Here is a 23,349-nt window from a genome sequence, read left to right as displayed (position 1 = left end):
GAGCGGGTTCGTCACATCACCACAATGTGACGAACCCGCTCGTCACAGTAAAACTAGCTCACCTCGACGATGAGATCGCCACCCTCCACCTTGGTGGGCTGGGTGAGCACCACGCGGGAGATCACTCCGTCGATCGTGGCGGAGATGGTGGCCTCCATCTTCATCGCTTCAATCACCGCCACCGGGTCCCCGGCGCTGACCTCGTCTCCCTCGGCCACGTTCACCGTCACCACCCCGGAGAACGGCGCGGCCACCTGCCCCGCCACCGAGGGATCGGCCTTTTCCGCGGAGGCCGTCACGGATTCCACGGAGCGATCGCGCACGCGCATGGGGCGCACCTGACCATTGACCGTGGCCACCACGGAACGCAGGCCCTTATCGTCGGGCTCGCCCACGGCGTCGAGACGCACCAGCATGTTCCGCGCGGAACCCGGCAGGGAGATGGAGACCTCCTCGCCCTCCACGAGGCCGTAGAAGAATTCGCGGTCGCCCAGCTCGGAGACGTCGCCGAAGCGGCGGCGGTGCTCCTCGAACTCGGCGGCGGGCTTGGGGAACATCAGCGAATCCAGGGCCAAGCGGCGATCCGCTCGGTCCTTGGATTCCAGCCGTTCCTGCTGCTCGGCGGGAACCTCGGCGTGGTCGCCCTGGCCGGTCGTGCGCCCCGCCAGGGCTTTATCGCGCAGCTCCTCCGGCCAGCCACCGGGGGGCGTGCCCAGTTCGCCGCGCAGGAAGGCGATCACGGAATCGGGAATGTCGTAGGCGCGAGGGTCGGCCGCGAACTCCTCGGCCGTCACGCCGGTGCCCACCAAGGAAAGAGCGAGGTCGCCCACCACCTTGGAGGAGGGGGTGACCTTGGTGGGCCGCCCCAGCATGGCATTGACATCCGCGTAGGTGTTCTCGATGAGTTCAAAACGATCGCCCAGTCCCAGCGCGGTGGCCTGGGTGCGCAGGTTGGAAAGCTGACCGCCGGGAATCTCGTGGTGGTACACGCGCCCGGTGGGGCCGGGAATACCGGACTCGAACGGTGCGTAGAGGGAGCGCACGGCCTCCCAGTAGGGCTCCATGTCCCCCACCGAGTCCAGGGAGATCCCGGTGTCCCGGTAGGTGTGGGCAAAGGCGGCCACGATGGCCGAGAGCGAGGGCTGCGAGGTCGTGCCGGACATCGGCGCGGAGGCGCCGTCCACGGCGTCCGCCCCGGCCTCAGCCGCCGCCAGATAGGTGGCCAGCTGCCCACCGGCGGTATCGTGCGTATGCACGTGCACGGGCAGGTCGAACTCCTTGCGCAGCGCCCCCACCAGTTTCTTTGCCGCCGATGGCCGCAGCAGGCCCGCCATGTCCTTGATCGCCAGAATGTGCGCCCCGGACTCCACGATCTGCTCGGCCAGGCGCAGATAGTAATCCAGGGTGTAGAGGTCCTCCGCAGGGTTGCTCAGATCGCCGGAGTAGGCCATCGCCACCTCGGCCACGGCGGTGTTGGTTTCCAGGACGGCGTCGATAGCCGGGCGCATCTGGCTGACGTCGTTGAGGGCATCGAAGATGCGGAAGATGTCCACGCCGGAGGAGGCCGCCTCGCGGACAAAGGAACGGCACACGGAATCCGGGTAGGGCATGTACCCCACCGCATTACGCCCGCGCAGCAGCATTTGGATATTCACATTGGGCATGGCCTCGCGCAGGGCATCCAGGCGTGCCCAGGGGTCCTCGTGCAGGAAGCGCATGGCGACGTCATAGGTGGCACCACCCCAGGCCTCCACCGAGAACAGTTGCGGGGTCAGCCGCGCCACGGCCTTGGCCGCTGGAACCAGGGCGGAACTGCGCACGCGGGTGGCCAGCAGCGACTGGTGCGCGTCGCGGAACGTGGTGTCCGTGACCGCCAGGGCGTCCTGCGCACGCAACTTCTCCGCAAAGCGCTGCGGGCCTAAGTGCAGCAACTCGTCGCGGGAACCGCGCTGCAAGGGCTCATCGGATAGCTCGGGCAACTTATCCAGCGGGTTGAGGTCCGTGGGGCGTGCGCCGTGCGGCTTATTGACGGTCACGTCCGCCAGGTAATCCAGAATCCGCGAGGGCTCATCGTCGGCGGGCGGGGCCTGCAACAACCAGGGGTGATCCGCGATGAAGGAGGTGGCGATGCGCTTGTGTTGGAAGTCCTCCTCGCGCAGCAGCGCGCGCAGGAAGCCGATATTGGTGGCCACGCCGGAAACGGTGAACTCCGCCAGGGCGCGCTGCGCTCGGGCCACGGCGGTGGCAAAGTCCGAACCACGGCAGGTCATCTTCACCAGCATGGAATCGAAGTTCGGGGTGATCTCGCCGCCCAGCATGGCCGCTCCGTCCAGGCGCACGCCCGCTCCGCCGGGGCTGCGGTAGGCGGTGATCGTGCCGGTATCCGGGCGGAAGCCGTTATTGGGGTCCTCGGTGGTAATGCGGCATTGCAGGGCCGCCCCGTGCGTGGTGATGACCTCCTGGCTCAGCCCCAGATCGGCCAGGGTGGCCCCGGCCGCCAGGCGCAGCTGGGTTTTCACCAGATCCACCTGGGTGACCTCCTCGGTCACCGTGTGCTCCACCTGGATACGGGGATTCATCTCGATGAACACGTGGTTGGCCTGATCATCCACCAGGAACTCCACCGTGCCCGCGCCCTGGTAGCCGATGTGCTCGGCAAAGGCCACCGCGTCCGCGCAGATGCGCTCGCGCAGTTCCTCGCTCAGGTGCTGCGCGGGGGCGATCTCCACCACCTTTTGGTGGCGGCGCTGCAAGGAGCAATCGCGCTCGTAGAGGTGGATCACGTTGCCCGCGGCGTCACCCAGAATCTGCACCTCGATGTGCTGGGGATTGACCACGGCGCGCTCCAGGTACACGCGACCATCGCCAAAGGCGGCGGCCGCCTCGCGGGAGGCCTCTGCGGCCAGAGCGGGCAGTTCCTCCGGGGAGCCCACAAAGCGCATACCGCGCCCACCGCCGCCGGCCACGGCTTTGACGAAGATCGGGAAGTCCCGTCCCTTGGACATCTCCACGAGTTCGTTGATGTCCTCGGAGGGCTCGGAATCATCCAGGATTGGTAGCCCCGCCTGACGCGCGGCCTCCACCGCGGCGGCCTTATCGCCGGTGAGGTCCAGCACCTCCGGCGGCGGGCCGATGAAGGTCAGCCCATTTTCCGCGCAGCGCCGCGCCAGCGTGGCGTTCTCCGAAAGGAAGCCATAACCGGGGTAAATGGCATCCGCTCCCGTCTGCTTCGCCGCGCGAATGACCTCATCAATGTTGAGGTACGCCTTGACCGGGGAATCCCCGGCCCCGATGCGCACGGCCTCGGAGGCAAAGGAGCGGTGGAAAGAGTTGCGATCCTCGGCGGGGTACACCGCCACGGTTTCCGCGCCCACCTCGTAGGCGGCACGGAAAGCCCTCACGGCAATTTCTCCTCGGTTGGCCACGAGGATCTTCTCAAAGGTGGGCAGGGTTGGTGCTACCACGGTGTGTTCCTTCCTCACAGGTTGAATGTGAGCGGTATTACGAGACACATGCAGTGTAACTCACCACCGGGACGCGCCCTCGCAAAGGTTCAACCAGAGGCCTCCACACCCCGTAAGCGGGCAACCGTAACCGGGAGCCGTCGAAAGCCGCCCCGGGTCACAAGCCCCGGGGCGACACGAGTCCTCCCCGACCTACTCCCCAGATTTACTCCAGCGACTGCGTGGGCACCGCGCGCTGCTCGCTGCCGTTGTAGGCGGAAAGCGGGCGAATGAGGGAGTTATTCTCATTCTGCTCGATGATGTGCGCCGTCCACCCGGTGATCCGCGCCATCACGAAGATGGGGGTAAAAAACTCCACGTCAAAGCCCAGGATGTGATAAGCCGGGCCCGCCGGGAAGTCCAGGTTGGGCTTGATTCCCGTGCGGCTGGTCATGGCGTCCGCCATCTCGTCATACATCTGCGCCCAGCGCTGGCCATCGTGCTGCGCCGCCAGTTCCTTGAACGCCGCCTCCATCGTGGGCACGCGGGAATCGCCGTTCTTGTACACGCGGTGCCCGAAGCCCATGATGAGCTGCTTGGAATCGAGCTTCTCGTTCACCCAGTCGCGGGCACGAGCGGGATCGTCAATCTCCAGCATGGCGTGCATTACGGCCTCGTTCGCGCCGCCGTGCAGCGGGCCCTTGAGCGCGCCGATCGCGGCGGTGACGGCGGAATAGGCGTCCGACATCGTGGAGGTGACCACGCGAGCGGTGAAGGTGGAGGCATTGAAGGAGTGCTCGGCATAGAGAATGAGCGAGGTATCAAAGGCCTCCACGTCCGCGCGGTTGGAAGCCGGGGACTCCGGGCCATCGCCAAAGACCATGTAGAGGAAGTTCTCCGCAAAGCCCTTCTTCACGGAGGGCTCGATGTAGTCCTGCCCCTTGCGGCGGCGAATATCCAGGGCCACCACGGTGGGCAGTTTGGCCATGAGCTCCAGGGAACTGCGGCGCAGGTGATCGGAGTCGCGGGTGTAGGACTCGGGATCCTGGGCGCCGATATAACTCACGGCGCTGCGCAGCACGTCCATCGGGTGACAGGACAGCGGCATGGAGCGCACCAAGTCGATGAGGCCACGGTCGATGTGGCGCAGCGCCTTTTCCCGCACGGAGAAGCGGCGCAACTCGTCCGGGGTGGGCAGTTCCTCGTTCCACAGCAGGTACGCCACCTCCTCAAAGGTGCAATACCTGGCGAGCTCCTGGACGGGATAGCCTCGGTAGGTCAAAGAGTTGGTCTCCGGCATCACCTTGGACACGGCGGTGTAATCCGCCACCACCCCGGCAAGGCCCTTGTACACGGTTTGATCAGTCATGATTCCTCCTAGGAGCGGGGATCGTAGTTGTCCACCGAGTAGGTAAATACTTTTTGGTCAAAGGAGTTGTATTCGGAATAGCGCAGCAACTCATAGAGCCGGGAGCGGTGCTGCATGCGATCCACCCAGCCGGTCTGTGTGCCGGTCTCCGCGATCTCCTTGAGCGCGGATTCCACCTGGCCCATCGCCACGCGCAGGGTGGTCACGGGGTAGATCACCGCGTTATAGCCGAGGTCTTGTAAAACGTGGGCGGGTAGAAGTTCCGTCTTGCCAAACTCCGTCATGTTCGCCAGCAGCGGCACCTCCGGAACGGCCTTGCGGAAGCGCTCGAAGTCCTCCGGGGTGTGCAGGGCCTCCACGAAGATGAGGTCCGCACCGGCATCCGCGTAGGCCTTGGCCCGGTTAATCGCGGAGTCCATGCCCTCGACCCCGGCGGCGTCGGTGCGCGCGGAAATCACAAAGGAGGGATCGCGCCGCTGCCCCACCGCCGCGCTAATGCGCCGCAGCATGACGTCCGTGGGCACCACTTCCTTGCCGTCCAGGTGCCCGCAGCGCTTGGGGTTCATCTGATCCTCCAGATGGCACCCAGCAACTCCCGCGTCCTCCAGTTCAGAGACGGTGCGGGCGGCGGACATCGGCTCGCCAAAGCCGGTATCGGCGTCCACGAGCACCGGCAGGTCGGTCACCCGCGCGATCTGCCGCGAGCGCCCCGCCACCTCCGTCAGCGTGGTCAGGCCGATGTCCGGCAGGGCGAGGTCGGCGGCGACCACCGCGCCGGAGACATACACGCCCTCAAAGCCCGCCTCCTGGATCGCCCTGGCGCACAGCGGGGAGAAGGCTCCCGGCAGGCGCTGGATCGTCCCGGAGTTCAGGCCCTCGCGGAATGCCTCTCGACGCTGCGTGGGGGTCACCGCGCTGGAATAGAGGTCACCCATTTAGAACAACCCCTCCGGCAGCTTCGGGGCTCGCTCCAGCACATCGGCCTCCAGCTCGATGTTGAGTTCGTTCAGGTCATCGAGGTCCGGCAGGGACTGCGCGGCCTGCAAGAACCGCTCCTGCTCGGCCTCGGAAACCACGCCCTCGGCCAGGGTGCGGAACTTCTCGATGTAGTTCTCGCGCCCGAAGGGACGCGCGCCCAGCGGGTGCGCATCGGCCACGGCCAGCTCATCGACGATCACGGTGCCATCGGCCAGCGTGATCTCCGCGCGAGCGCCAAAGGCCTTTTCCTCGGGATCGGTGGAGTGGTAGCGGCGCGTCCACTCCGGGTCCTCCGTGGTGGAGACCTTGCGCCACAGGGCCACGGTCTCCGGGCGGTGGGCGCGCTCGGGGGCGTAGGAATCCTCGTGGTGCCAGGTGCCGTCCTCCAGGGCCACCGCGAAGATGTACATGATGGAGTGATCCAGCGTCTCACGGGAGGAATCCGGGTCAAACTTCTGCGGGTCCTGCGAGCCAGTACCGATCACGTAGTGGGTGTGGTGGCTGGTGTGCAGCACGATGGACTCGATCTTGCCCAGATCGCCGCCGGTGGCCTCCAGCACGCGCTCGCGCATGCGGCGGGCGAGGTCGATGGGGGCTTGGGACTGATACTCGGCGGAGTGCTCCTTGGTGAAGGTATCCAGGATCGCGCGCTTGCCCTCGCCCGGTTCCGGCAGCGGAATGGTGTAGCTGGCCTCCGGGCCGCCGAGCAGCCAGGCGATCACGCCGTCCTCGCCCTCCCAGATCGGGGCCGGCGCGCCCTCGCCGCGCATGGCGCGATCCACGGACTCAATGGCCATCTTCCCGGCGAAGGCCGGGGCAAAGGCCTTCCAGGAGGAGATCAGGCCCTTGCGGGACTGGCGGGTGGCCGTGGTGGTGTGCAGGGCCTGGCCCACCGCCTGATAAATGGTCTCCACGTCCAGGTGCAGGAGGGAACCCAGGCCCGCCGCCACCGAGGGGCCGAGGTGGGCCACGTGGTCGATCTTGTGCTCGTGCAGGCACATGCCACGGGTGAGGTTCACCTGGATCTCGTAACCGGTGGCAATGCCACGGATCAGATCCTTACCCGTGGAGCCTCGGTGCTGGGCCACCGCCACGATCGGCGGGATGTTATCGCCGGGGTGGGAGTACTCGGCGGCCAGGAAGGTGTCGTGGAAATCGAGTTCGCGCACCGCCGTGCCGTTGGCCAGGGCCGCCCACTCGGCGGAGAACTGGCCCGGCACGCCAAAGACTGCGGCGCCTCCCTTGCTCACCGGGTGTGCCAGCGCCTGGGCGCGAGCCACGCTCACCGGGCGGCGCAGCACCGAGGCTGCGGATACGGCGGCGTTATCGATGATCCGGTTCACGATCATCTCGGCGGTATCCTGCGGCACCTCCACCTCATCGGCGGCCACGGCGGCGACCTTATAGGCCAGGTGCTCGGTTTGGGGGAACTCCTCGGCGGAGCGACGGGACCTCACAGTGTGCTGGATCATCGCAGACACATCTCCTAACAGTGCGAAAGATTATGAGCCATGCACCATAGTAAGAGAAAAAGTATGCCCACGATCACACAAAGGCCCCGCCACCCCCATTCAGGGGAGGAGCGGGGCCGTGACTAGCCGAGATCGTCGTGAGAAACCAAGCGGCGCGCCGCCTCCGTGATGGAACCGGAGAGGGAGGGGTAGACCGCGAAGGAGTCCGCCAAGGCGTTCACCGTGAGGTTGTTATTCACCGCCACGGAAATGGGCAGGATCAGCTCCGAGGCCGTGGGGGCCACCACGGCCCCGCCGATGATGATGCCGGAGTGCTCGCGGCAGAACAGTTTGACAAAGCCGTGGCGCAGCGAGCGCATCTTGGCGCGCGGATTGGTCTGCAAGGGCAGCGTAATGCTGCGCGCCCGTACCTCACCGGATTCGATCTGGTGCTGCGTCACGCCCACGGAGGCGATCTCCGGTCGGGTAAACACCGCCGTGGCCACCGTCTTGAGGCGCAGCGGGGACACTCCCTCGCCCAGGGCGTGATACATGGCAATGCGCCCCTGCATGGCCGCCACGGAGGCCAGGGGGAAGAGGTCGGTGCAGTCACCGGCGGCATAGATGCCCGCCACGTTGGTGCGCGAGACGCGATCCACATGAATATGCCCGGAGGGGGTCACCTCCACGCCCACGCTCTCCAAGCCCAGCTTCTTGGTGCGCGGCACCGAGCCCACCGTCATCAGGGCGTGCGAGCCCTCGATCTCGCGGCCGTCGGCGGTGCGCACCAGCACCCCGGAGCCAGTATTGACCACCTCGTCCACGCGGGCGTGCTTCACCAGTTTCACGCCGCGCTCGGCCAACACCGTTTCCAGCACGTCGGCGGCGTCGGCGTCGTCGTGAGGCAAAATGCGGTCACGGGAGGCCACCATCGTCACCTGCACGCCCAGCTCGGCAAAGGCGGAGACGAATTCCGCGCCGGTCACGCCGGAGCCCACCACGATCAGGTGCTCGGGCAGGGCTTCCAGATCGTAGATCTGCTGCCAGGTGAAGATGCGCTCGCCGTCCGGGCGGGCACCAGGCAGCACGCGCGGGTGCGCGCCGGTGGCCAGCAGCACGAGGTCGCACTCCAGGATCTCCTCGGTGCCGTCCGCGGCATGGGTGGCCTTGATGTAGTGCGTGGTCTGCTTGGGCTTGTAATCGTCGAAGCGCGCCAGGCCGTCAATCACCCGCACGCCGATGCGCTCCAGTTGGGCTCGGATGTCGGTGGACTGATCCCCCGCCAGGGAGCGCACGCGCTTGTTCAGCGCGTCCACGTCGAGCAGGGCCTCGGTGACGTCCTTGCCCAGACCCATCGCGTCCGCGCGACGCAGATCGGTCTTAATGTTGGCACCGGCGATGAAGGACTTGGAGGGCACGCAGTCATGGATCACCGCGGAGCCGCCGGGCCCCTCGCTTTCCACCAGCGTGATCTCCGCGCCGTACTTCGCTCCCGCCAGGGCTGCCTCGTAGCCCGCCGGGCCGCCGCCGATGATGACGATACGCTTGGACAAGGGGAAACCTCCACAGTTATTTGTTGTCATTCTCGGGTATTTCACAGAGTCACAGTGCGCCTGCAAGTCTAACCCACCGGGGCGCTATCCCTCCCGGTAACCGGCTCCGCTGCTTATCGACGCCCCCGTCCCCCACCACGCCTACCCGCGCGCGTGTTGCTCCACCACCGAGGCGAAAAGCCGTACCCCCATGTCCAGCGCGCGCTCGTCCACCCGCAGATCGCCCTGGTGCAGATCCTGTGGATCGCCCTGCCCTGACCAGCAGCCCAGGCGCGCCATCGAGCCCGGCACCTCCTGCAAGTACCAGGAGAAGTCCTCGCCGCCCGAGGACTGCGGGGCCTCCACCACGGGTTCCTTGCCCAGCACCTTGGCCCCCTCCGCCAGAATGGCCGTGGCGGCGGTGTCGTTGAACACCGGCGGTACGCCGCGCAGATAGTCCAGGTGGTGCGCGCACCCCGTGGGGGCCAGCACCTGGCTCACCAGTTCCTTGATGAGCACCTCGGCCCCGTGCCATACCCCCATGTCCGCGGTGCGCAACGTTCCACGAATCCGGCCGGACTGCGGAATGGCGTTGGCGGCATCGCCGGCCTCGATGGAACCAAAAACCAGCACCGTCCCCGTGCGCGGGTCCACCCGGCGCGAGAGCAGCCCGGGAAGATCGGTAGCCAGTTTGCCCAGGGCGTACACCACGTCGGCGGAAAGGTGCGGGCGGGAACTGTGCCCGCCGGGCCCGGAGACGTCGATAGTCAAAAGGTCCGTGGCCGAGGTGATCGCCCCGTTACGCAGCCCCACCTTGCCCACCGGCAACTTCGGTTCCACGTGCAGGGCGTAAATAGAGCCCACCCCCTCCAGGGCACCGGCCTCAATCACCTCGGAGGCCCCGCCGGAGAGCACTTCCTCGGCGGGCTGGAAGATCACGCGCACCGGCGGCAGTTTCTCCCCCTGTTCCGCGAGGAGATCGGCCAGGGCGCAGGCCAGAGCCACCGCGATGGTGGTGTGAACGTCGTGCCCGCAGGCGTGCGAGATTCCCGGCACGGTGGAGGAAAAGGGCAGGTTGGTGGCCTCCGCGACGTGGAGGGCATCAATATCGGCGCGGAACGCCAGGCGCGGGCGCAGCGGATCGTCCGCGCCGATGTCCACGGTCAAGCCCGTCCCGGGCAACAGCCGGGGACTCAGGCCGTATTTGCGCAGCACCTCTGCCAGGAAGGACGTGGTGGCGTGTTCACTGTGGGCCACCTCGGGGTGGGAGTGCAGGTGACGCCGCCACCCCACGACCTCGCTGCGGTGAGCGGCCAGCCATGTGTTCACGTGATCCACAATGCGCACGGGTATCCCGAGCCTCCTTACATGAGGTACGCGGCAGAAAATATCTTCTCGCTATAGTACCGCCCCGTTCTTCCCCACCAGGACTCGAACCTCAACCTGGCTTTTATCCCCTGCCCTGCGTTATCGCTTGCCCTGCTCCCGGCGCGAGCGCTGCGCGGCGTGCCATTGCGGAGCCTCGCCCTGCCACCTGCCCATCAACTCGCGCGGCTGGAAGGCCATCGTGTCCTCCTCGGTGGCGGGCCATTCAAAGCTCACCTCGATTCCTTGACGCGGGTGACAGATAATGTCCACGTTATGCCCAACGCCGGGGAGCAACACTGCGGGCGGTACCTGCAAAGCACGAGCCAGCTTGTACACGGTGGATAGCACCGGGTCGGAGGACTTGGTGCTGGTGTTCTCATTGCGTTCCAGGTTGCTCACCTGGTTTCTGCTGATCCCAGCCAAATCCGCGAGGTCTTGCTGACTAAGTCCACGCATGAACCGCAAATCCTTGAGGTTGCGGGCCAGGGCGTGCCCGTAACTCGCCCATTGGACCCAGTTCTGATCGCTGCTCATAGCGACCACCCTGCCCACTACACCGGGAATGAGCCGCCAAATATATTGTGCAGGCTCCTTTCCGTAGCATTTTGGTCACCCAGGAGCGTTCCTCGATCTCCCAAGCCCCGGCGTTTCCCGGGCCAAGGCGTCGGTGTCGCAACGCCGCCGAAGCGACCCGCCACACTCAGAGGTCAATGTTTCGAGGGCCATAGAGCCGGTCACCCGCGTCGCCCAGGCCCGGCACGATGTAGGCGTCCTCGTTCAAACCGGGATCAATCGTGGCCGTGACCAGCCGCACCGGCAGCCCCGAATCCGCCAGCGCATCCACTCCTACCTGGGAGGACACCATGCACACCGCCGTAATATCCGTGGCTCCGCGCTCCGCGAGTAACCGCACGGAGTGCAGCAGGGAGCCACCCGTGGCCAGCATGGGATCGACCACAAATACCGCCCTGCCGCTGAGGTCCTCCGGCAGTGCCTCCAGGTACGGCACGGGCTCGTGCGTCTTTTCGTCGCGGGCCAGGCCGATGAACCCCACCTGGGCGTCGGGAATCATGGAAAGCGCCGGATCGACCATTCCCAGGCCCGCGCGAATCACGGGGACGATGATCGGTGGGTTTTCCAGGCGAGTACCGCGTGCGGTGGCCACCGGAGTCTCGGTATCAAAGTGCTCCACCGGCAGAGCCCGGGAGGCCTCGTAGATGAGCATGGCGCCCAGGTCCGCCAGGGCGGCGCGGAAGGCGGCGTTATCGCTGCGACGATCGCGCATGATGGTCAGGCGGGAGGCGGCGAGCGGGTGGTCGATCACGGTAATATCCATGAGTTCTATCCTAAGCAGCTTCTGTGTGTTTTCCTGCGTGCCGCCTCACGGCTCCGCTTCGCAGGCCCCCGAGGAAGCAAAGCGGGAACCAAACCCCGGCGCGCGCAGTCCAATACACGTATGACGGATCTTCACATTGACTGTTCCCACGCCCGCCTCCTCGCCGCGGAGTTAGCGCGCTGCTGCGCACCCAGCCCCGCGCCCGAGGTTCCACCGCAGCAGGACGTCCCCGCCACCGCGGCTTTCCACGAGCGGCTTCGCGGCAGCGTCTCCGCGCTCCATCAGCGTCACGACGCCCTCGCGGCCCTCGGTTACCGCCTCGCGGAGGATTCGCTAGCCTCCGTATCCGCAATCGAGGAGGCGGATTCCCGCCTCGCCGCCGGTCTTGGTTCCACGGAAGCACGGCCATGATTCCCCTCGTCCCTTATCTTCTCGCCATCGCGCGGCTCGTTCCCGCCCCCATTACCCCGCCTCCCCTGCGCGAGATTCCCGATGTCCACGCGGCGGATCGGCTGGGGCGATACTTCCGGCCCGATCCCGTCTCCCTTGCCGATCGTGCCCAGCGCCTGGCCCAGGATCACGCGCGGACCCTCCTGGCCACGGGCACCGCCAATGGCATGATCGGCGCGGCGAGCCAGGATTTTCACCAGATTTCCCTCAACCTCCTGCACCGGGTTCACCAGGGATTCGCGCAAGCCACCAATCCCACCGCCTGGCCCGCCCTGATCGCTCAAGCACATCTATGGGGCGGAGAGGCGCTGGCGCAGGCCCAGCGCCGCAGCGCGGAGCTGGAGTCAGACCTGGAACGCGCCGCCGCCCAGTTACCGCCCCCGGAAGCCGAGGGCACACTGGCCGCGACTCCCACAACGAGCGCAGGGCCGGAAAGCGGAAACACTCCGCCTCCCCCTCCGCCCAGCGCGGAGGCCGCGCCCCAGCCAACGGAGGAAAACCCCGCGGGCGCTTCCGATAACACGGCCGGGCAGCAGGCCGTGGCTGCCGCGCGCAGCGCCATCGGCACTCCGTATTCCTGGGGCGGCACCACCCCGCAGGGATTCGATTGCTCCGGACTCACTCAGTGGGCCTGGCGGCAAGCGGGTGTGGAACTGCCGCGCCTGGCCCAGGATCAAACGGTGGGCACTCCCGTGAGCGCCGAGGAATTGCAACCAGGAGACCTCGCGGTGTGGGACGGCCATGTGGCGATGTACGCCGGGGACGGAATGCTCATCGAGGCCGGGGACCCCGTGCAGGAGAACCCGCTGCGCACGTCAAACATGGGCATGACCTTTAAGGGGTTCTACCGCCCCACGGGTGAGGCGCTCGGGTAGAATCCCCGCCATGAGCATGAGAGCCATCCTCCCCGTGAAGTTATCCCTGACCGAGGGCGATTATTACACCTTGTGGGCCCCCGAGTGGCGCGAGCACGGCGCCAAGTGGCAGGGCTTCCTCGGTGCCGGGGAGAAGCTCTATTTCTTTGAATCCACCGCCGCCATGCTGGCGTTCTTAGAATCCGGCACGCAGCACGATTTGCTCGATCACCCGCGCTGGCAGGCCTTTGCCGCATTGCCGGAAAACCGCGTGGAGCCCTCCGAGCGCGAGTACTTTGACATCATCGGCATGCCCGCCACCCTGGCCGAGCGCCCCTCCTACGATCACGTTTCCACCGTGGCCGCCACCATGCGGGTGGCGCGCGCCCTCGCGGAGGTCGGCGGCGCGCAGGAGGCCGCCGGGTTCTTTGGCTCCCACTCCATCCTGAGCAACCTGGAACGCGGCATCGAGCACTACCGGGGCGAGCACGGCGAGCAGGAGTGGTCCGGCGTGGGGCGCGTGGTGTTGCACAACTGGCAGCAGGTGGTGCACAGCCTCGACGGTATTTTTGAGGTGGTACAGCCGAAGGAAAGCGCGGTATCCGGCGCCAAGGAGCGCCTCGACGCCGCCGTGAGCGCCGCCGCGGAGAGCCGCCGCCAGGAGGAGGAACGGGAGAAGGAAGCCAAGGAGGCCGCCGATCCCTATGACTCCACCGTGTGGGCCGCCGCGGGCATTGACCCCATCAAGATTTCCATCGACGGCAGCACGCTCTATACCCTGCGCACCTACCTGCGCGGCGTTCCGGTGTTCCTGGGCCGCTACGGGGAGATCTTCACCTTCAATAACCGCAAGGCCCTGGTGCGGTGGCTCATCGCCAATGACACCCACGATCTCGCCACCGTCTCCACCTGGGAGGACGTGCTCTCCGCCGCCAACGCCGGGGAACTAGAGGTCACCGTGCACGCGGACAACGTGTACTCCTTCAACGGCATGGAGCGCGCCATCGCCAAGAGCGTGGACGCCGTGGACACGGCTCAGATGGCTCGCTGCTACGAGTTGCTTGCCGATGCCGCCGACTGGGCCGGAGACGATTCCCTCAACTCCTTCTTCCTTGCACACCCGCGCATGCAGGATTACATCTCCTACATGCTCGGCTCCTCCGAGACCGTGGGATATGTGCCCTCCGCTCCGTTTACCCAGCACTCCAATGATTGGAAGGAAATGGAACAAATGCTGGTCAAGCGCTTCTCACGCACCTAATCGGCGCATAATTTTTGCTGGCCGCACACGCCGTGGTGATACCGGGAACGTGGCGTTGGCCGTCTAACATATACCGCGATGTTATCTTTTACCTCTCGTCGCGTTCTGGCAGCCACCTGCATGCTCATTCCGCTTCATTGTGGCGTGGCTCTCCCCGCCGCAGCGCAGGTCAGCCCGCCGCTCCCTCCGGCCACCCCCGGTGCCACGAATCCCGGTCTTGGCGTCCCCGGCGCGACGGTTCCGGGTCCAGAGGGCGTCGATAGTTCGGCGGATCATGCCGAGGATAACGCCTCCGAGTCGGACGCCCCCACCCCCACCCGCACGGCGGCCCCCGATACTCAGTCCTGCCCCCATGCGCTGCGCCCGGGTGATCCCATCACCACCTCGGAGGTCCTGGCCCCCGGACAAACGGCCCCCACCCCACCCCCGGTGACGTACCAGGGTTCCTGCGGCATTACCGCAGCGCTGGGGTACCAGGTTCCCCAGGAGCAAACCGCGAGTTCGTGGCTCGTATTTGACCTGGATACCGGCGAGGTAGTCGCACAAAAGGATCCGCACGGGCGATACCGCCCCGCCAGCGTGATCAAGGTGCTGCTGGCCCTGGTGGCCCTGCGCGACCTGAACTATCACGCCGTGATCCCCGTGAGTGAGCGGGCCGCCGGAATGGAGGGCTCCGCCGTGGGGATCGGCACCACGGGGCGGTACACCACGGAGGATCTGCTGCACGGCCTCCTGCTGGCCTCCGGAAATGACGCCGCTCAGGCGCTCGCGGAGGCCCTGGGTGGGGACGCCGTGGCGCTGCGCAAGGTCAATGACCTGGCCGCCCAGATCGGGGCCACCGACACCCACGTGGGTTCGGTCACCGGGCTGGATGCCGCCGGGCAAATGACCTCCGTGACCGACCTGGCCAAGATGTATCGCTATGCGTGGCGGAATCCGGCCTTTGCGGCGATTGTGAACACGGAGTTCTGGAATCTCCCCGGATATGACGAATATCCCGGCTACGAGGTGTGGAACGATAACGGGCTCTTCCTCAACGACCCCGATGGCATTGGTGGCAAGACCGGCTATACCGATGACGCCAACCACACCTTCGTGGGCGCGATGGATCGCGGGGGCCGCCGCTTGGCCGCCGTGCTGCTGGATACCACCATTGATAAGGGCCGCCCGTGGGAGCAGGCCCAGAAGCTTCTCCACGCCGCCTACGCGCTGCCGCGCGGGGCAAACGTAGGCAACCTGGATCAGCAACCAAACAAGACGGAATCCTCCGCCGCCCCCTCCCCAGCTCCGCAGCCGGGCGATAGTCCCGAGTCCTCCTCGATCGCGCAGCGCGGCGCCCTCATCGGCACCGTCGTGGCGGGAATCGTGCTGGCCGCCGCGGCCGTTCTCGCGCTGCTGAGCCTGCGGCGGCGTCGATAAGCAGTTACTTGCGGCGACGCAGCAGCCACGCGGCGGTGGCCCCCAGCGCCGCGCCCGCCCCCAGGACCTTAGGCGAGAACGTCTCCTCGCGGATCTCGTTGCGCACCCGGATCACCGCGGGTTCCGGCGCGGGGACGGGGGTCTCGGCCAGGGATTCCTCCGTTGTGGCCGCCCATGCGGAAACATAGAGCACCACGCGCCAGATCAGATACATGATCACCATGAGGCCGATGATCGGGCCAAAGGTGGCACCGGCGGGGTTATTCAGCGCGTTGGAGGCAAAGACCGAACCCAGTTGCTTGATGATCTCAAAGGCCACAGCGCCGATCACCGCCGCCTTGAGCCCGGAACGGCGCGGCACGTGCGTGCGCGGCAGGAAAATAATCATCCAGGCCATGACCAGGAAGTTCGCCAGCAGGCCCACCAGGAGCGCCACGGCCTGAATCACGTACTGCATGCCGGGGGCGTCATCAATCCCGGCCATCTCCAGAAGCCTCGTGGTCACCCCGGAGGAGCCCACGGCGGTCATGCCAAAGGCCACGGCGAAGGAAAGCAGCAGACCCAACAGGCCCACCAGGTCAAAGGCCTTTTTCACGGCAAAGTTGCCGTCCGTGGGATCTACCCTCCACATCTTGGACACGCCGTAGCGCAGGTTGTTCATCCACCCCAGCCCGGACCACAAGGCGGTCACCGCACCGATTCCGGCCACAGTACCGCGCTGGGCGATGGCGGTATCCAAAATCTCATTGACCATATCGCCCATCTGGCCGTCCAGATTCCCGGCGATCTGGTCCTGGAGACGCTCCAATTGATCCGGGTTGGCCGCCAGCACGGTGGCCGCGATGGCCACGCTGAGCATGAGGATCGGGAACATCGCCAGCACGGAGAAGTACGTAATACCCGCGGAGTACTGGTTACCGCCCATCAGACTGTAGCGCTCCTGCATGAGCATGACGTGATCGAACCATCCCCACTTTTCGCGGAGCTTATCAATCAAGCCTGGCTCGTCAGTGCGGATACGTTCAATGCCGTATTCATCCGTATCGCGCTTATCGGCGCTGGTGACGGTGGCCACGGTACAGGCTCCTCTCGTAGGCGGTTAGCGGTTGCGCGGGCGCGTGTGGTGCCCACCGACACCACAGTAAACCATGCCCGTGTCCGCGCCTACGATTCCACACTTAAGGTGACGCTTATCGACGTCCCCGCACGTCTACCGTCCCCCTCCAGCTAGGCGGAACGCGGCGGCAGGAAGCCCATCTTGTCATACACCTCGGCCAACAGCGGCGCGGCCTCCTCGGAGGCGCGCTGCGCCCCCTTGGCCAGGATATTCTCCAATTCAGCGCGATCCCCCATGAACTCCTCGTACCGCGCCCGCAGCGGAGTGGTAAAGGCCTCCAATGCCTCGGCGGTGTCCACCTTGAGCACGCCGTAGCCTTTGCCCTCATAAGAAGCCACCAGGTCCGCGATGGGGGTGCCGGTGAGCGCGGATTGGATACCCAGGAGGTTGGACACACCGGGCTTGTTCTCCCGGTCATAGGCGATCACGCCGTCGTTGTCCGTCACGGCGGAGCGGATTCGCTTGGCAGACGTCTTGGGATCGTCCAGGAGATTCACCAGGCCCTTGGGGTTAGCGCCGGACTTGGACATCTTGGAGGTGGGGTCTTGCAGATCGTAGATCTTGGCCGACCCCTCGGGAATGAAGCCCTCCGGCACCACAAAGGTGGATCCGTAGCGGTGGTTAAAGCGCTCCGCGAGGTTGCGGGTGAGTTCCAGGTGCTGACGCTGATCCTCTCCCACCGGCACCAGGTGCGGGCGGTACAGGAGAATATCGGCCGCCATGAGCATGGGGTAGGCAAAAAGGCCCGCCGAGGTGCGCTCGGAGCCCTGCTTGGCGGACTTGTCCTTGAACTGCGTCATGCGGGAAGCCTCCCCAAAGCCGGTGAGGCAGGTGAGCACCCAGGTGAGTTCCGCGTGAGCGGGCACCTGCGACTGCACAAAGAGCGTGGACTTTTCCGGGTCAATCCCCAGGGCTAAGAGTTGGGCGGCACCCGCCAGGGTGCGAGCGCGCAACTCCTCGGGATCCTGTTCCACGGTGATCGCATGGAGATCGGGAATGAAGTAGAAGGCATCGTAGCCGTCTTGGAGGTCAATCCACTGCTTCAGCGCTCCGAGGTAATTGCCCAGGTGGTAGGAATCCGCGGTGGGCTGAATACCGGAAAGGACGCGCTGGGGGGTGCCATCGGCGGGGGTCGCCGGGGATACGCCGTGCTCTTCGCTCATGCCTTATCAGTGTAGAGGTTTCCCCACGGGGGCTGGCGGGGAGCCTGCCCTGTGCTGGTACCCCACCTTGCCCCTGGGACTTATTCCTTTGCCATTCCCCACATGATCTTCCCGTCGATGGCCTCGGGGAGCGGCTGCGGGGCATAACAGCCCGGAACCCTGGTGGAGGGGAAGTAGTGGGAAAAGGGCCTCTGCTCCACATGGATTTTCTCCACCGGGTCCCAGGAAAAGCACTCTTCCTCGTACCAAACGCGGAATTGCCTTTGCAGACAATCAAGCCCGTCAATTCCGAAAAAACTGCATAACTCCGTGAGGAAGAACTCGGCCACGGCGACGTCGCCGCAGAGCCGGATTCGGATAAAGGTGCTGTCAGTGTCAGCGCTCCCCGTGTCCCTCATCTCCCATATCGGGCCACGCAAGAGTCCCATTGTCCCTCCTTGAGCGGTATTTCTGCGGATATGCTGCGCCCCACGCTACCCCACCATTCCACACCACCTACATGGTTACCCACATAAGTGGTAAACTCACCCACCGAAGGAGGTACCCATGACATGAGCACCGATCCCCGACCCCTCTACCAGCGCATAGCCGATGAACTCCGCGATCACATCGCCGCCGGCACCCTCAAGGAAGGGGAACGCGCCCCCTCCACCAACGAACTCTCCGCCTTCCACTCCGTCAATCCCACCACCGCCGCCAAGGCGCTCACCGCCCTTCATCAGGAGGGCCTGGTGGAAAAGCGGCGCGGGCTAGGCATGTTCGTCACCCCCACGGCCCGCGAGCAAATCCTCGAGCAGCGGCGCGCACACCTAGCCCGCGATTACATTCGCCCGCTTCTGCGCGAGGCGTCAGCTCTGGGGCTTAGCCTCAGCGATCTCATCGCCACCATTAAGCACGAGGCCATCGAGCGCGAGACCACTGAACACGCAGCCACCGAGCAAGAAAGGAATAACCATGAAGATTCACCAAGCCGTGGATAGGCGAGGTTTCCTCGCCCCCACCACGTGGGAACTAGAACCCGGCGTGCACGGCCTCATCGGCCCCAATGGTTCCGGCAAGACCACGCTGCTGCGCACCATCGCGGGCCTCACTCCACTACGCTCCGGTAGCCGGGATGTGAGTGCCGCCGCCATGTCCATGACGGGCAATGATATTTCCTTTGCCGGGGAGCGCCTGTACCATCACTTTTCCGCCGCCGCGCTCGTGCACCCAGAGTTCGATCACGCGCTGGCAGAAAGGCTCCTCGAACCCCTCGACCTCACCCCACACAGTTCCACCCGCAAACTCAGCGTGGGCGGGAGGCAACTCGCGGCGGTGTCCACCACGCTGGCCAGCCGCGCCCCGCTCATGCTTCTCGACGAACCCTTCACCGGCCTCGACGTCACCGCGCGCGAGGGCCTGCGCGCCGCGCTGCTGGGCCTCATTCAGGGAAGCCCGCTACTTACGATCATCATCACCTCGCACCGCGCCGAGGACCTCGCAGGCCTGGTGGAGGACGCCACCCCAATCCATCGAGGCCACCTGGGCGGCACGTATTCCCTCGACGATCTTCGCGCCCGCTTCCCCATTCTCAGCGGGCCCACCACGGAGGTTCGGCAGGCCGCCGGTTCCCTACCCGTTCTGCGCGAGCAAACCCTCGGCAATCTCACCCGCCTCACCCTTAGCGGCACGCCCGCACACGTCCCCCATGGGGTCACCGTGGAATACCCCGAGGACGCCGCCGCTATCGACACCCTGGTCTATCAGGAAAGGAATCGCTCCTAATGTGGAAAGTGTTTTATCGCTCCTCCCAGCGCCTCTTCCTCATCGGCACCGCGCTCATCGCTCTCGTGCTAGGACTGAGCAACCGCTTTTTCCCCGATGCCGATACGTGGAATATGCTTCTCCTCCCCGCCACCTTTGCCCTGTTCTGGGCGGCCGCCACCGATCTTCGGGCCCACCTCTCCCTCGGCGTTCCCTGGCAGAAGTGGTTTGGCAGCAACCTGCTCACCATCGCCGGTTTCACCATCCCTCTTTCCGCCATCGGGGCCGTCACCGCCTATATCGGCAATCCCCATAGCTCCCTCATGGTACGTTCCATCCCCTCCACATTCACCATCGAACCCACGATCAGCCCCGCGAGCAGCCTCGCGCTCACGTTCACGATCTTTTTCTGTCTGATCGGCACCGCTGCGGCCCTAGGCACCATGTTCGGCGCTCTCATGTCGCAAAGACTCAGTTCGATCATGATCGCGATTATTTCTCTCAGCGTGTTCGGCGGATTAGCTTTCATGTACGCGGTTTCCTCCGAGATATATCCCTCGGATCTCACCATTCACGCCCCCGTCCCCGGCGTGTACATTTTCACCCTCCCGCCGCTTCTTGCCGCCATCGCCGTCACCGCCTGGAGCGCCCGACGCGGCCTCTAATCCCACAAAAATAAGACCAGCCCCCTCCCGTGACGGAAGGGGGCTGGTCTACTAGCGCTATTCGCCCTTTAGAGCTTCTTGGAGGTGGGGCTGATCTTGTCCGCCACCACGGCCCAGGCGGCGGTCAGCAAGGAGCCACCCACCGCGATCACCAGCGCGGCCAGGATCGCGGCGATGCTATGCCCGGCGGCCGCGGCCCAGAGGAACCCGCCGACCACACCGGCGAGCCCGAGAACGAATAACACTATCGCAACCATATATAGATCCAATCAAACGGGAAGTGCCTTATCGGGTTGAAGTATAAGACACGTCCACAGTTATTCTCCACCGGGGGCGGCCCGCTTCCCCTTCTTGGGCGACCACGCCTGAACCTTATCCCTGGCGTGCTTGCGTCGCTTCTTGTTATCCAGCTCCACGGTGAGCGACCACTGAATGTCCTCGTTTTTTGGCTTCCTGTGGTGGCGCCCCGCCTGCCGGTTGAGCAGCGCATAGCGGGCGGCGTCGTAGCCGGAGCGTCGCCTGGCGCTGCGCCAGCCCCGCCGCAGCAGGTGATAGGAGAGCCGCACGCGCGGGTCGATGGGTTGATCGCGCCCCAGGTACTCGAATACCGGCAGGCCCTTGTCGTAATAGATCGCCAGGCACCGGGCACCAAAGCCCACCACCAGCGCCACAATCACCACCCAGTGCTCGGATAGCCCCACCTGCAAGAGCCCCATGTACGTGATGGTCACCAGCACGGAGATGGAGGCATAGAGTTCCTTGGCAAACACCAGGGGCATGCGGTCGGACATGAGATCGCGCAGCACGCCTCCGGCCACGCCGGTGGCCACGGAGGAAACGGTGGCGATGACAAAGCCGTGGCCTAATTCCAGGGCGATCCGGGTGCCCAACACGGAGAACGTGGCCAGGCCCACCGCGTCGAGCACCAGGAAGAGCACCCGGAAGTAGTACATGAGGAAGGACAGCGAGATGGTAATCAGCGCCGCCACGATCACGATGATGAGGTAAATTGGCTGCTCCACCCAGGTCAGGGGGTAATTATTGAGCAGCACATCGCGCACCACTCCCCCGCCCAGGGCCGTCATGCAGGCCACCATGACCACGCCAAACACGTCCATCTTTTGCCGCCCCGCGGAGAGCGCGGCGGTGACAGACTCCGCCGTAATGCCTACTACGTAAAGAACGGAAAGCAGCATTATGCGTACACGACGTTGAGCGGCGAGTGGTCGGACCAGCGAAGTTCCACCGCCTCCGCCTTGTCCACCCAGGTTTTCTGAGCTCGTTCCATCATGGCGGCGGTGGCGGCCTGGTAATCAATGCGCCACCCGGCGTCGTTATTAAAGGCCTGGCCCCGGTACGTCCACCAGGTGTACGGCCCCGGCCCCTCCGGGTTGAGGCGGCGGTTCACGTCAAACCACTGCGGCTCCTGGGCCGCCGCGCGCGCCCGCCCTCCGGTATAGTCCACGGCGCCTAAGAACTCACCTACACCGGATTCCACCTGCGTGGCCTCGTCCGGGAAGGTGCCAAAGAGGGAGTCCATAAAGGCCCGCTCGTCCGGCAGGAAGCCGGACTTCTTCATGTTGCCCTTCCAGTTCTTCAGGTCCTCGCGGCGGTGGCAGATATTCCAGTCTCCGCCGATCACCATATTCTTATGCTCTTGCGCGCGCTGGGCCAGTACCTCGTCGAACTCGTCGAAGAATCGGTACTTCTCGTCCTGCTTCTCCGTATTCTCGGAACCAGACGGCAGGTACAGGGAGGCCACGCGCACCGGGCCAAAGTCCGCCTCCACCGTGGCCTCGATCCACCGGCCGGAATCGGTAAAGGAACCGAAGCCCACGGAGACGTCGTGCAGCGGGGTGCGGCTGAGGATCCCCACCCCGGCGCGCCCCTTGGCGGCGGCGGGAGCGCCCTCGTAGTGCCACCCGGCTTCCAGCGCGGGGGCCAGGGCCGCGTGGGTCTGCTCGATGCTGGCGCGTACCTCTTGCAGGAGCACCACGTCCGGCTGGTTTTGTTCCAGCCAGGCGTTCATGCCGAGGTTTTCCTCGCTGCGTTTTTTGGTGGCGGCGCGCACGCCATTGACATTCACGGAGGTAATGGTCAGCGTCATGCGCACCACAATAGACACCGATGGGAGCCAGGCCAATACTCCCCCACCGCTCCGGGAACTTCACGTAGGTTAGGGTGAACTATCCCCGGAGAGGAGCACACCATGAGCAGCCAGCAGGAAACCGCGCGCCCGCCCTACGCGGTGGCCCGCGCCCAGGTGATCCGGGCCGAGCGCCTCTCCCCGCACTTTGTGCGCGTCACCCTGGGCGGGCCGGGCATGGCGGAGATCGGCAATACCGGCAATCCCGTGTATGACCAGCGCATTAAGCTCATCTTCCCGCCGCGCGCCACGGGCGCGCTCCCGGACCTCGCGGGCTCGCAGAATTGGTACCAGGATTGGTTGGCGCTCCCGGAGGATCGACGTGGGGACATGCGCACCTACTCCATCAGGGAACTGCGCCCCGCCGCGTCCACTACCGACGCCCCCGAACTCATCGTGGACTTCGTGCTGCACCTCGATCCCGCCGCCACCGGGCCGGCCGCCCAGTGGGCCGCCCAGGCCACCCCCGGCGCGGAGGTGTTGGTGGTGGGGCCGCGCGCGGGGGTCGATAGCGGTTCCGGCATCGAGTTCCGCCCGGGAGCCGCGCAGTCCATCACCCTGTGCGGCGATGAGACGGCCGCCCCCGCCATCGCCCGGATCCTGGAGGATCTTCACCACCATCACCCCGATCTCAGCGCCCGCGCCTATATCGAGGTACCCACCCGCGCGGATTGTCTCCCTATCGCCAGCCCCGCCCCTATCACCTGGCTGCCGCGCGAGGGCGCGCCACTGGGCGATCTGCTTCGTCAATCCCTGCGGGAGCACCTGCGGGGTAAAGGGGGCGTCGATAAGCACAAGGTGCCCGAGCCGCACCTGGTGGGTGATAAGGCACAGTTACTCTGGGAGGTGCCCGAGGCCACCGGGGAGGGGGAATACTTCTGGATCGCCGGGGAGTCCGGCGTGGTGCAAGACCTGCGACGATACCTGGTGCGCGAGGTGGGCGTGGCGCGCTCGCAGGTGGCGTTTATGGGCTACTGGCGCCGGGGCGTGTCCATGAGCTGAGTTTCCGCACACCTGGCGCGCTGGTTAGGGGTACCCTGGATAGCCGTTGAGA

Annotated in this window: 22 protein-coding genes; 8 read left to right on the top strand and 14 right to left on the bottom strand. The window is 65.6% G+C overall.

Annotated features, from left to right (window positions below):
• Positions 1-53 precede the first annotated feature (53 nt).
• The 8 genes from OLW90_RS02415 to upp form a co-directional block, all read right to left on the bottom strand.
• On the bottom strand, positions 54-3,464 hold the full coding sequence (locus tag OLW90_RS02415) for a pyruvate carboxylase (protein WP_319651098.1): 3,411 nt from the start codon (positions 3,462-3,464) through the stop codon (positions 54-56).
• Between the two features lie 205 nt (positions 3,465-3,669).
• Positions 3,670-4,812, bottom strand: a complete 1,143-nt coding sequence (locus OLW90_RS02410) for a bifunctional 2-methylcitrate synthase/citrate synthase (RefSeq protein WP_319651096.1) — start codon at positions 4,810-4,812, stop codon at positions 3,670-3,672.
• An 8-nt stretch (positions 4,813-4,820) separates the two neighbouring features.
• Positions 4,821-5,747 carry a methylisocitrate lyase gene (gene prpB, locus OLW90_RS02405; protein WP_319651095.1) on the bottom strand — a complete coding sequence of 309 codons (927 nt, stop codon included), beginning with the start codon at positions 5,745-5,747 and terminating at the stop codon, positions 4,821-4,823.
• Positions 5,748-7,262, bottom strand: coding sequence for a 2-methylcitrate dehydratase PrpD (prpD, locus tag OLW90_RS02400; RefSeq protein WP_319651092.1), 1,515 nt, complete (start codon positions 7,260-7,262; stop codon positions 5,748-5,750).
• 122 nt (positions 7,263-7,384) lie between these two features.
• Positions 7,385-8,824, bottom strand: a complete 1,440-nt coding sequence (locus OLW90_RS02395) for an NAD(P)H-quinone dehydrogenase (RefSeq protein WP_319651088.1) — start codon at positions 8,822-8,824, stop codon at positions 7,385-7,387.
• A 111-nt stretch (positions 8,825-8,935) separates the two neighbouring features.
• On the bottom strand, positions 8,936-10,120 hold the full coding sequence (locus OLW90_RS02390) for an amidohydrolase (RefSeq protein WP_319651082.1): 1,185 nt from the start codon (positions 10,118-10,120) through the stop codon (positions 8,936-8,938).
• Between the two features lie 120 nt (positions 10,121-10,240).
• Entirely contained in the window at positions 10,241-10,675 is a 435-nt protein-coding gene (locus OLW90_RS02385; protein ID WP_319651079.1) for a helix-turn-helix transcriptional regulator, read from the bottom strand.
• A gap of 166 nt (positions 10,676-10,841) precedes the next feature.
• Entirely contained in the window at positions 10,842-11,477 is a 636-nt protein-coding gene (gene upp / locus OLW90_RS02380; protein ID WP_319651075.1) for a uracil phosphoribosyltransferase, read from the bottom strand.
• Between the two features lie 120 nt (positions 11,478-11,597).
• Here upp and OLW90_RS02375 point away from each other — a divergent pair, with 120 nt between their 5' ends.
• The 4 genes from OLW90_RS02375 (at position 11,598) to OLW90_RS02360 (ending at position 15,461) form a co-directional block, all read left to right on the top strand.
• Positions 11,598-11,888: a hypothetical protein gene (locus OLW90_RS02375; RefSeq protein WP_319651072.1), complete on the top strand. Its 291-nt coding sequence runs from the start codon at positions 11,598-11,600 to the stop codon at positions 11,886-11,888.
• Positions 11,885-12,802 (top strand): C40 family peptidase, encoded by a 918-nt coding sequence (locus tag OLW90_RS02370; RefSeq protein WP_319651067.1) that lies wholly within the window; start codon positions 11,885-11,887, stop codon positions 12,800-12,802. Before OLW90_RS02375 ends, OLW90_RS02370 begins: the two co-directional genes overlap by 4 nt.
• 10 nt (positions 12,803-12,812) lie before the next feature.
• Entirely contained in the window at positions 12,813-14,042 is a 1,230-nt protein-coding gene (locus OLW90_RS02365; RefSeq protein WP_319651065.1) for a hypothetical protein, read from the top strand.
• A 78-nt stretch (positions 14,043-14,120) separates the two neighbouring features.
• Positions 14,121-15,461 (top strand): D-alanyl-D-alanine carboxypeptidase family protein, encoded by a 1,341-nt coding sequence (locus OLW90_RS02360; RefSeq protein WP_319651064.1) that lies wholly within the window; start codon positions 14,121-14,123, stop codon positions 15,459-15,461.
• Between the two features lie 4 nt (positions 15,462-15,465).
• Here OLW90_RS02360 and OLW90_RS02355 read toward each other — a convergent pair whose 3' ends face one another.
• From OLW90_RS02355 to OLW90_RS02345, 3 genes are all read right to left on the bottom strand, one after another.
• The gene (locus tag OLW90_RS02355) at positions 15,466-16,536 is read right to left on the bottom strand and encodes a YhjD/YihY/BrkB family envelope integrity protein (RefSeq protein WP_319651063.1); all 1,071 of its coding nucleotides are present in this window, start codon (positions 16,534-16,536) and stop codon (positions 15,466-15,468) included.
• A 152-nt stretch (positions 16,537-16,688) separates the two neighbouring features.
• Positions 16,689-17,741 carry a tryptophan--tRNA ligase gene (trpS, locus tag OLW90_RS02350; RefSeq protein WP_319651062.1) on the bottom strand — a complete coding sequence of 351 codons (1,053 nt, stop codon included), beginning with the start codon at positions 17,739-17,741 and terminating at the stop codon, positions 16,689-16,691.
• 80 nt (positions 17,742-17,821) lie between these two features.
• On the bottom strand, positions 17,822-18,169 hold the full coding sequence (locus tag OLW90_RS02345) for a hypothetical protein (RefSeq protein WP_319651060.1): 348 nt from the start codon (positions 18,167-18,169) through the stop codon (positions 17,822-17,824).
• A gap of 123 nt (positions 18,170-18,292) precedes the next feature.
• On the opposite strand from OLW90_RS02345, the gene OLW90_RS02340 reads away from it, so the two are divergent.
• The 3 genes from OLW90_RS02340 to OLW90_RS02330 are packed head-to-tail and all read left to right on the top strand — an operon-like array spanning position 18,293 to position 20,149.
• A complete protein-coding gene (locus tag OLW90_RS02340) occupies positions 18,293-18,721 on the top strand; it encodes a GntR family transcriptional regulator (RefSeq protein ID WP_319651059.1) in 429 nt (142 codons plus the stop codon).
• Positions 18,696-19,505, top strand: coding sequence for an ATP-binding cassette domain-containing protein (locus OLW90_RS02335; protein WP_319651057.1), 810 nt, complete (start codon positions 18,696-18,698; stop codon positions 19,503-19,505). The genes OLW90_RS02340 and OLW90_RS02335 overlap by 26 nt, the downstream gene beginning before the upstream one ends.
• The gene (locus OLW90_RS02330; protein ID WP_319651055.1) at positions 19,505-20,149 is read left to right on the top strand and encodes a hypothetical protein; all 645 of its coding nucleotides are present in this window, start codon (positions 19,505-19,507) and stop codon (positions 20,147-20,149) included. Before OLW90_RS02335 ends, OLW90_RS02330 begins: the two co-directional genes overlap by 1 nt.
• A 68-nt stretch (positions 20,150-20,217) precedes the next feature.
• Here OLW90_RS02330 and OLW90_RS02325 read toward each other — a convergent pair whose 3' ends face one another.
• From OLW90_RS02325 to OLW90_RS02315, 3 genes are all read right to left on the bottom strand, one after another.
• Complete coding sequence (locus OLW90_RS02325) at positions 20,218-20,394, bottom strand: hypothetical protein (protein ID WP_319651050.1); 177 nt, start codon at positions 20,392-20,394, stop codon at positions 20,218-20,220.
• 72 nt (positions 20,395-20,466) lie between these two features.
• Positions 20,467-21,345 (bottom strand): trimeric intracellular cation channel family protein, encoded by an 879-nt coding sequence (locus OLW90_RS02320; RefSeq protein WP_319651047.1) that lies wholly within the window; start codon positions 21,343-21,345, stop codon positions 20,467-20,469.
• Positions 21,345-22,256: an exodeoxyribonuclease III gene (locus tag OLW90_RS02315; RefSeq protein WP_319651032.1), complete on the bottom strand. Its 912-nt coding sequence runs from the start codon at positions 22,254-22,256 to the stop codon at positions 21,345-21,347. Before OLW90_RS02315 ends, OLW90_RS02320 begins: the two co-directional genes overlap by 1 nt.
• A 102-nt stretch (positions 22,257-22,358) precedes the next feature.
• Here OLW90_RS02315 and OLW90_RS02310 point away from each other — a divergent pair, with 102 nt between their 5' ends.
• Positions 22,359-23,297, top strand: a complete 939-nt coding sequence (locus OLW90_RS02310; RefSeq protein WP_319651025.1) for a siderophore-interacting protein — start codon at positions 22,359-22,361, stop codon at positions 23,295-23,297.
• Positions 23,298-23,349 lie beyond the last annotated feature (52 nt).

This window comes from Corynebacterium sp. 21KM1197, assembly GCF_033783015.1.
Taxonomy (GTDB): Bacteria; Actinomycetota; Actinomycetes; order Mycobacteriales; family Mycobacteriaceae; genus Corynebacterium.
The sequence above is the reverse complement of the archived record's forward strand: the minus strand, read 5'-3'. Positions and strand labels throughout refer to the sequence as shown.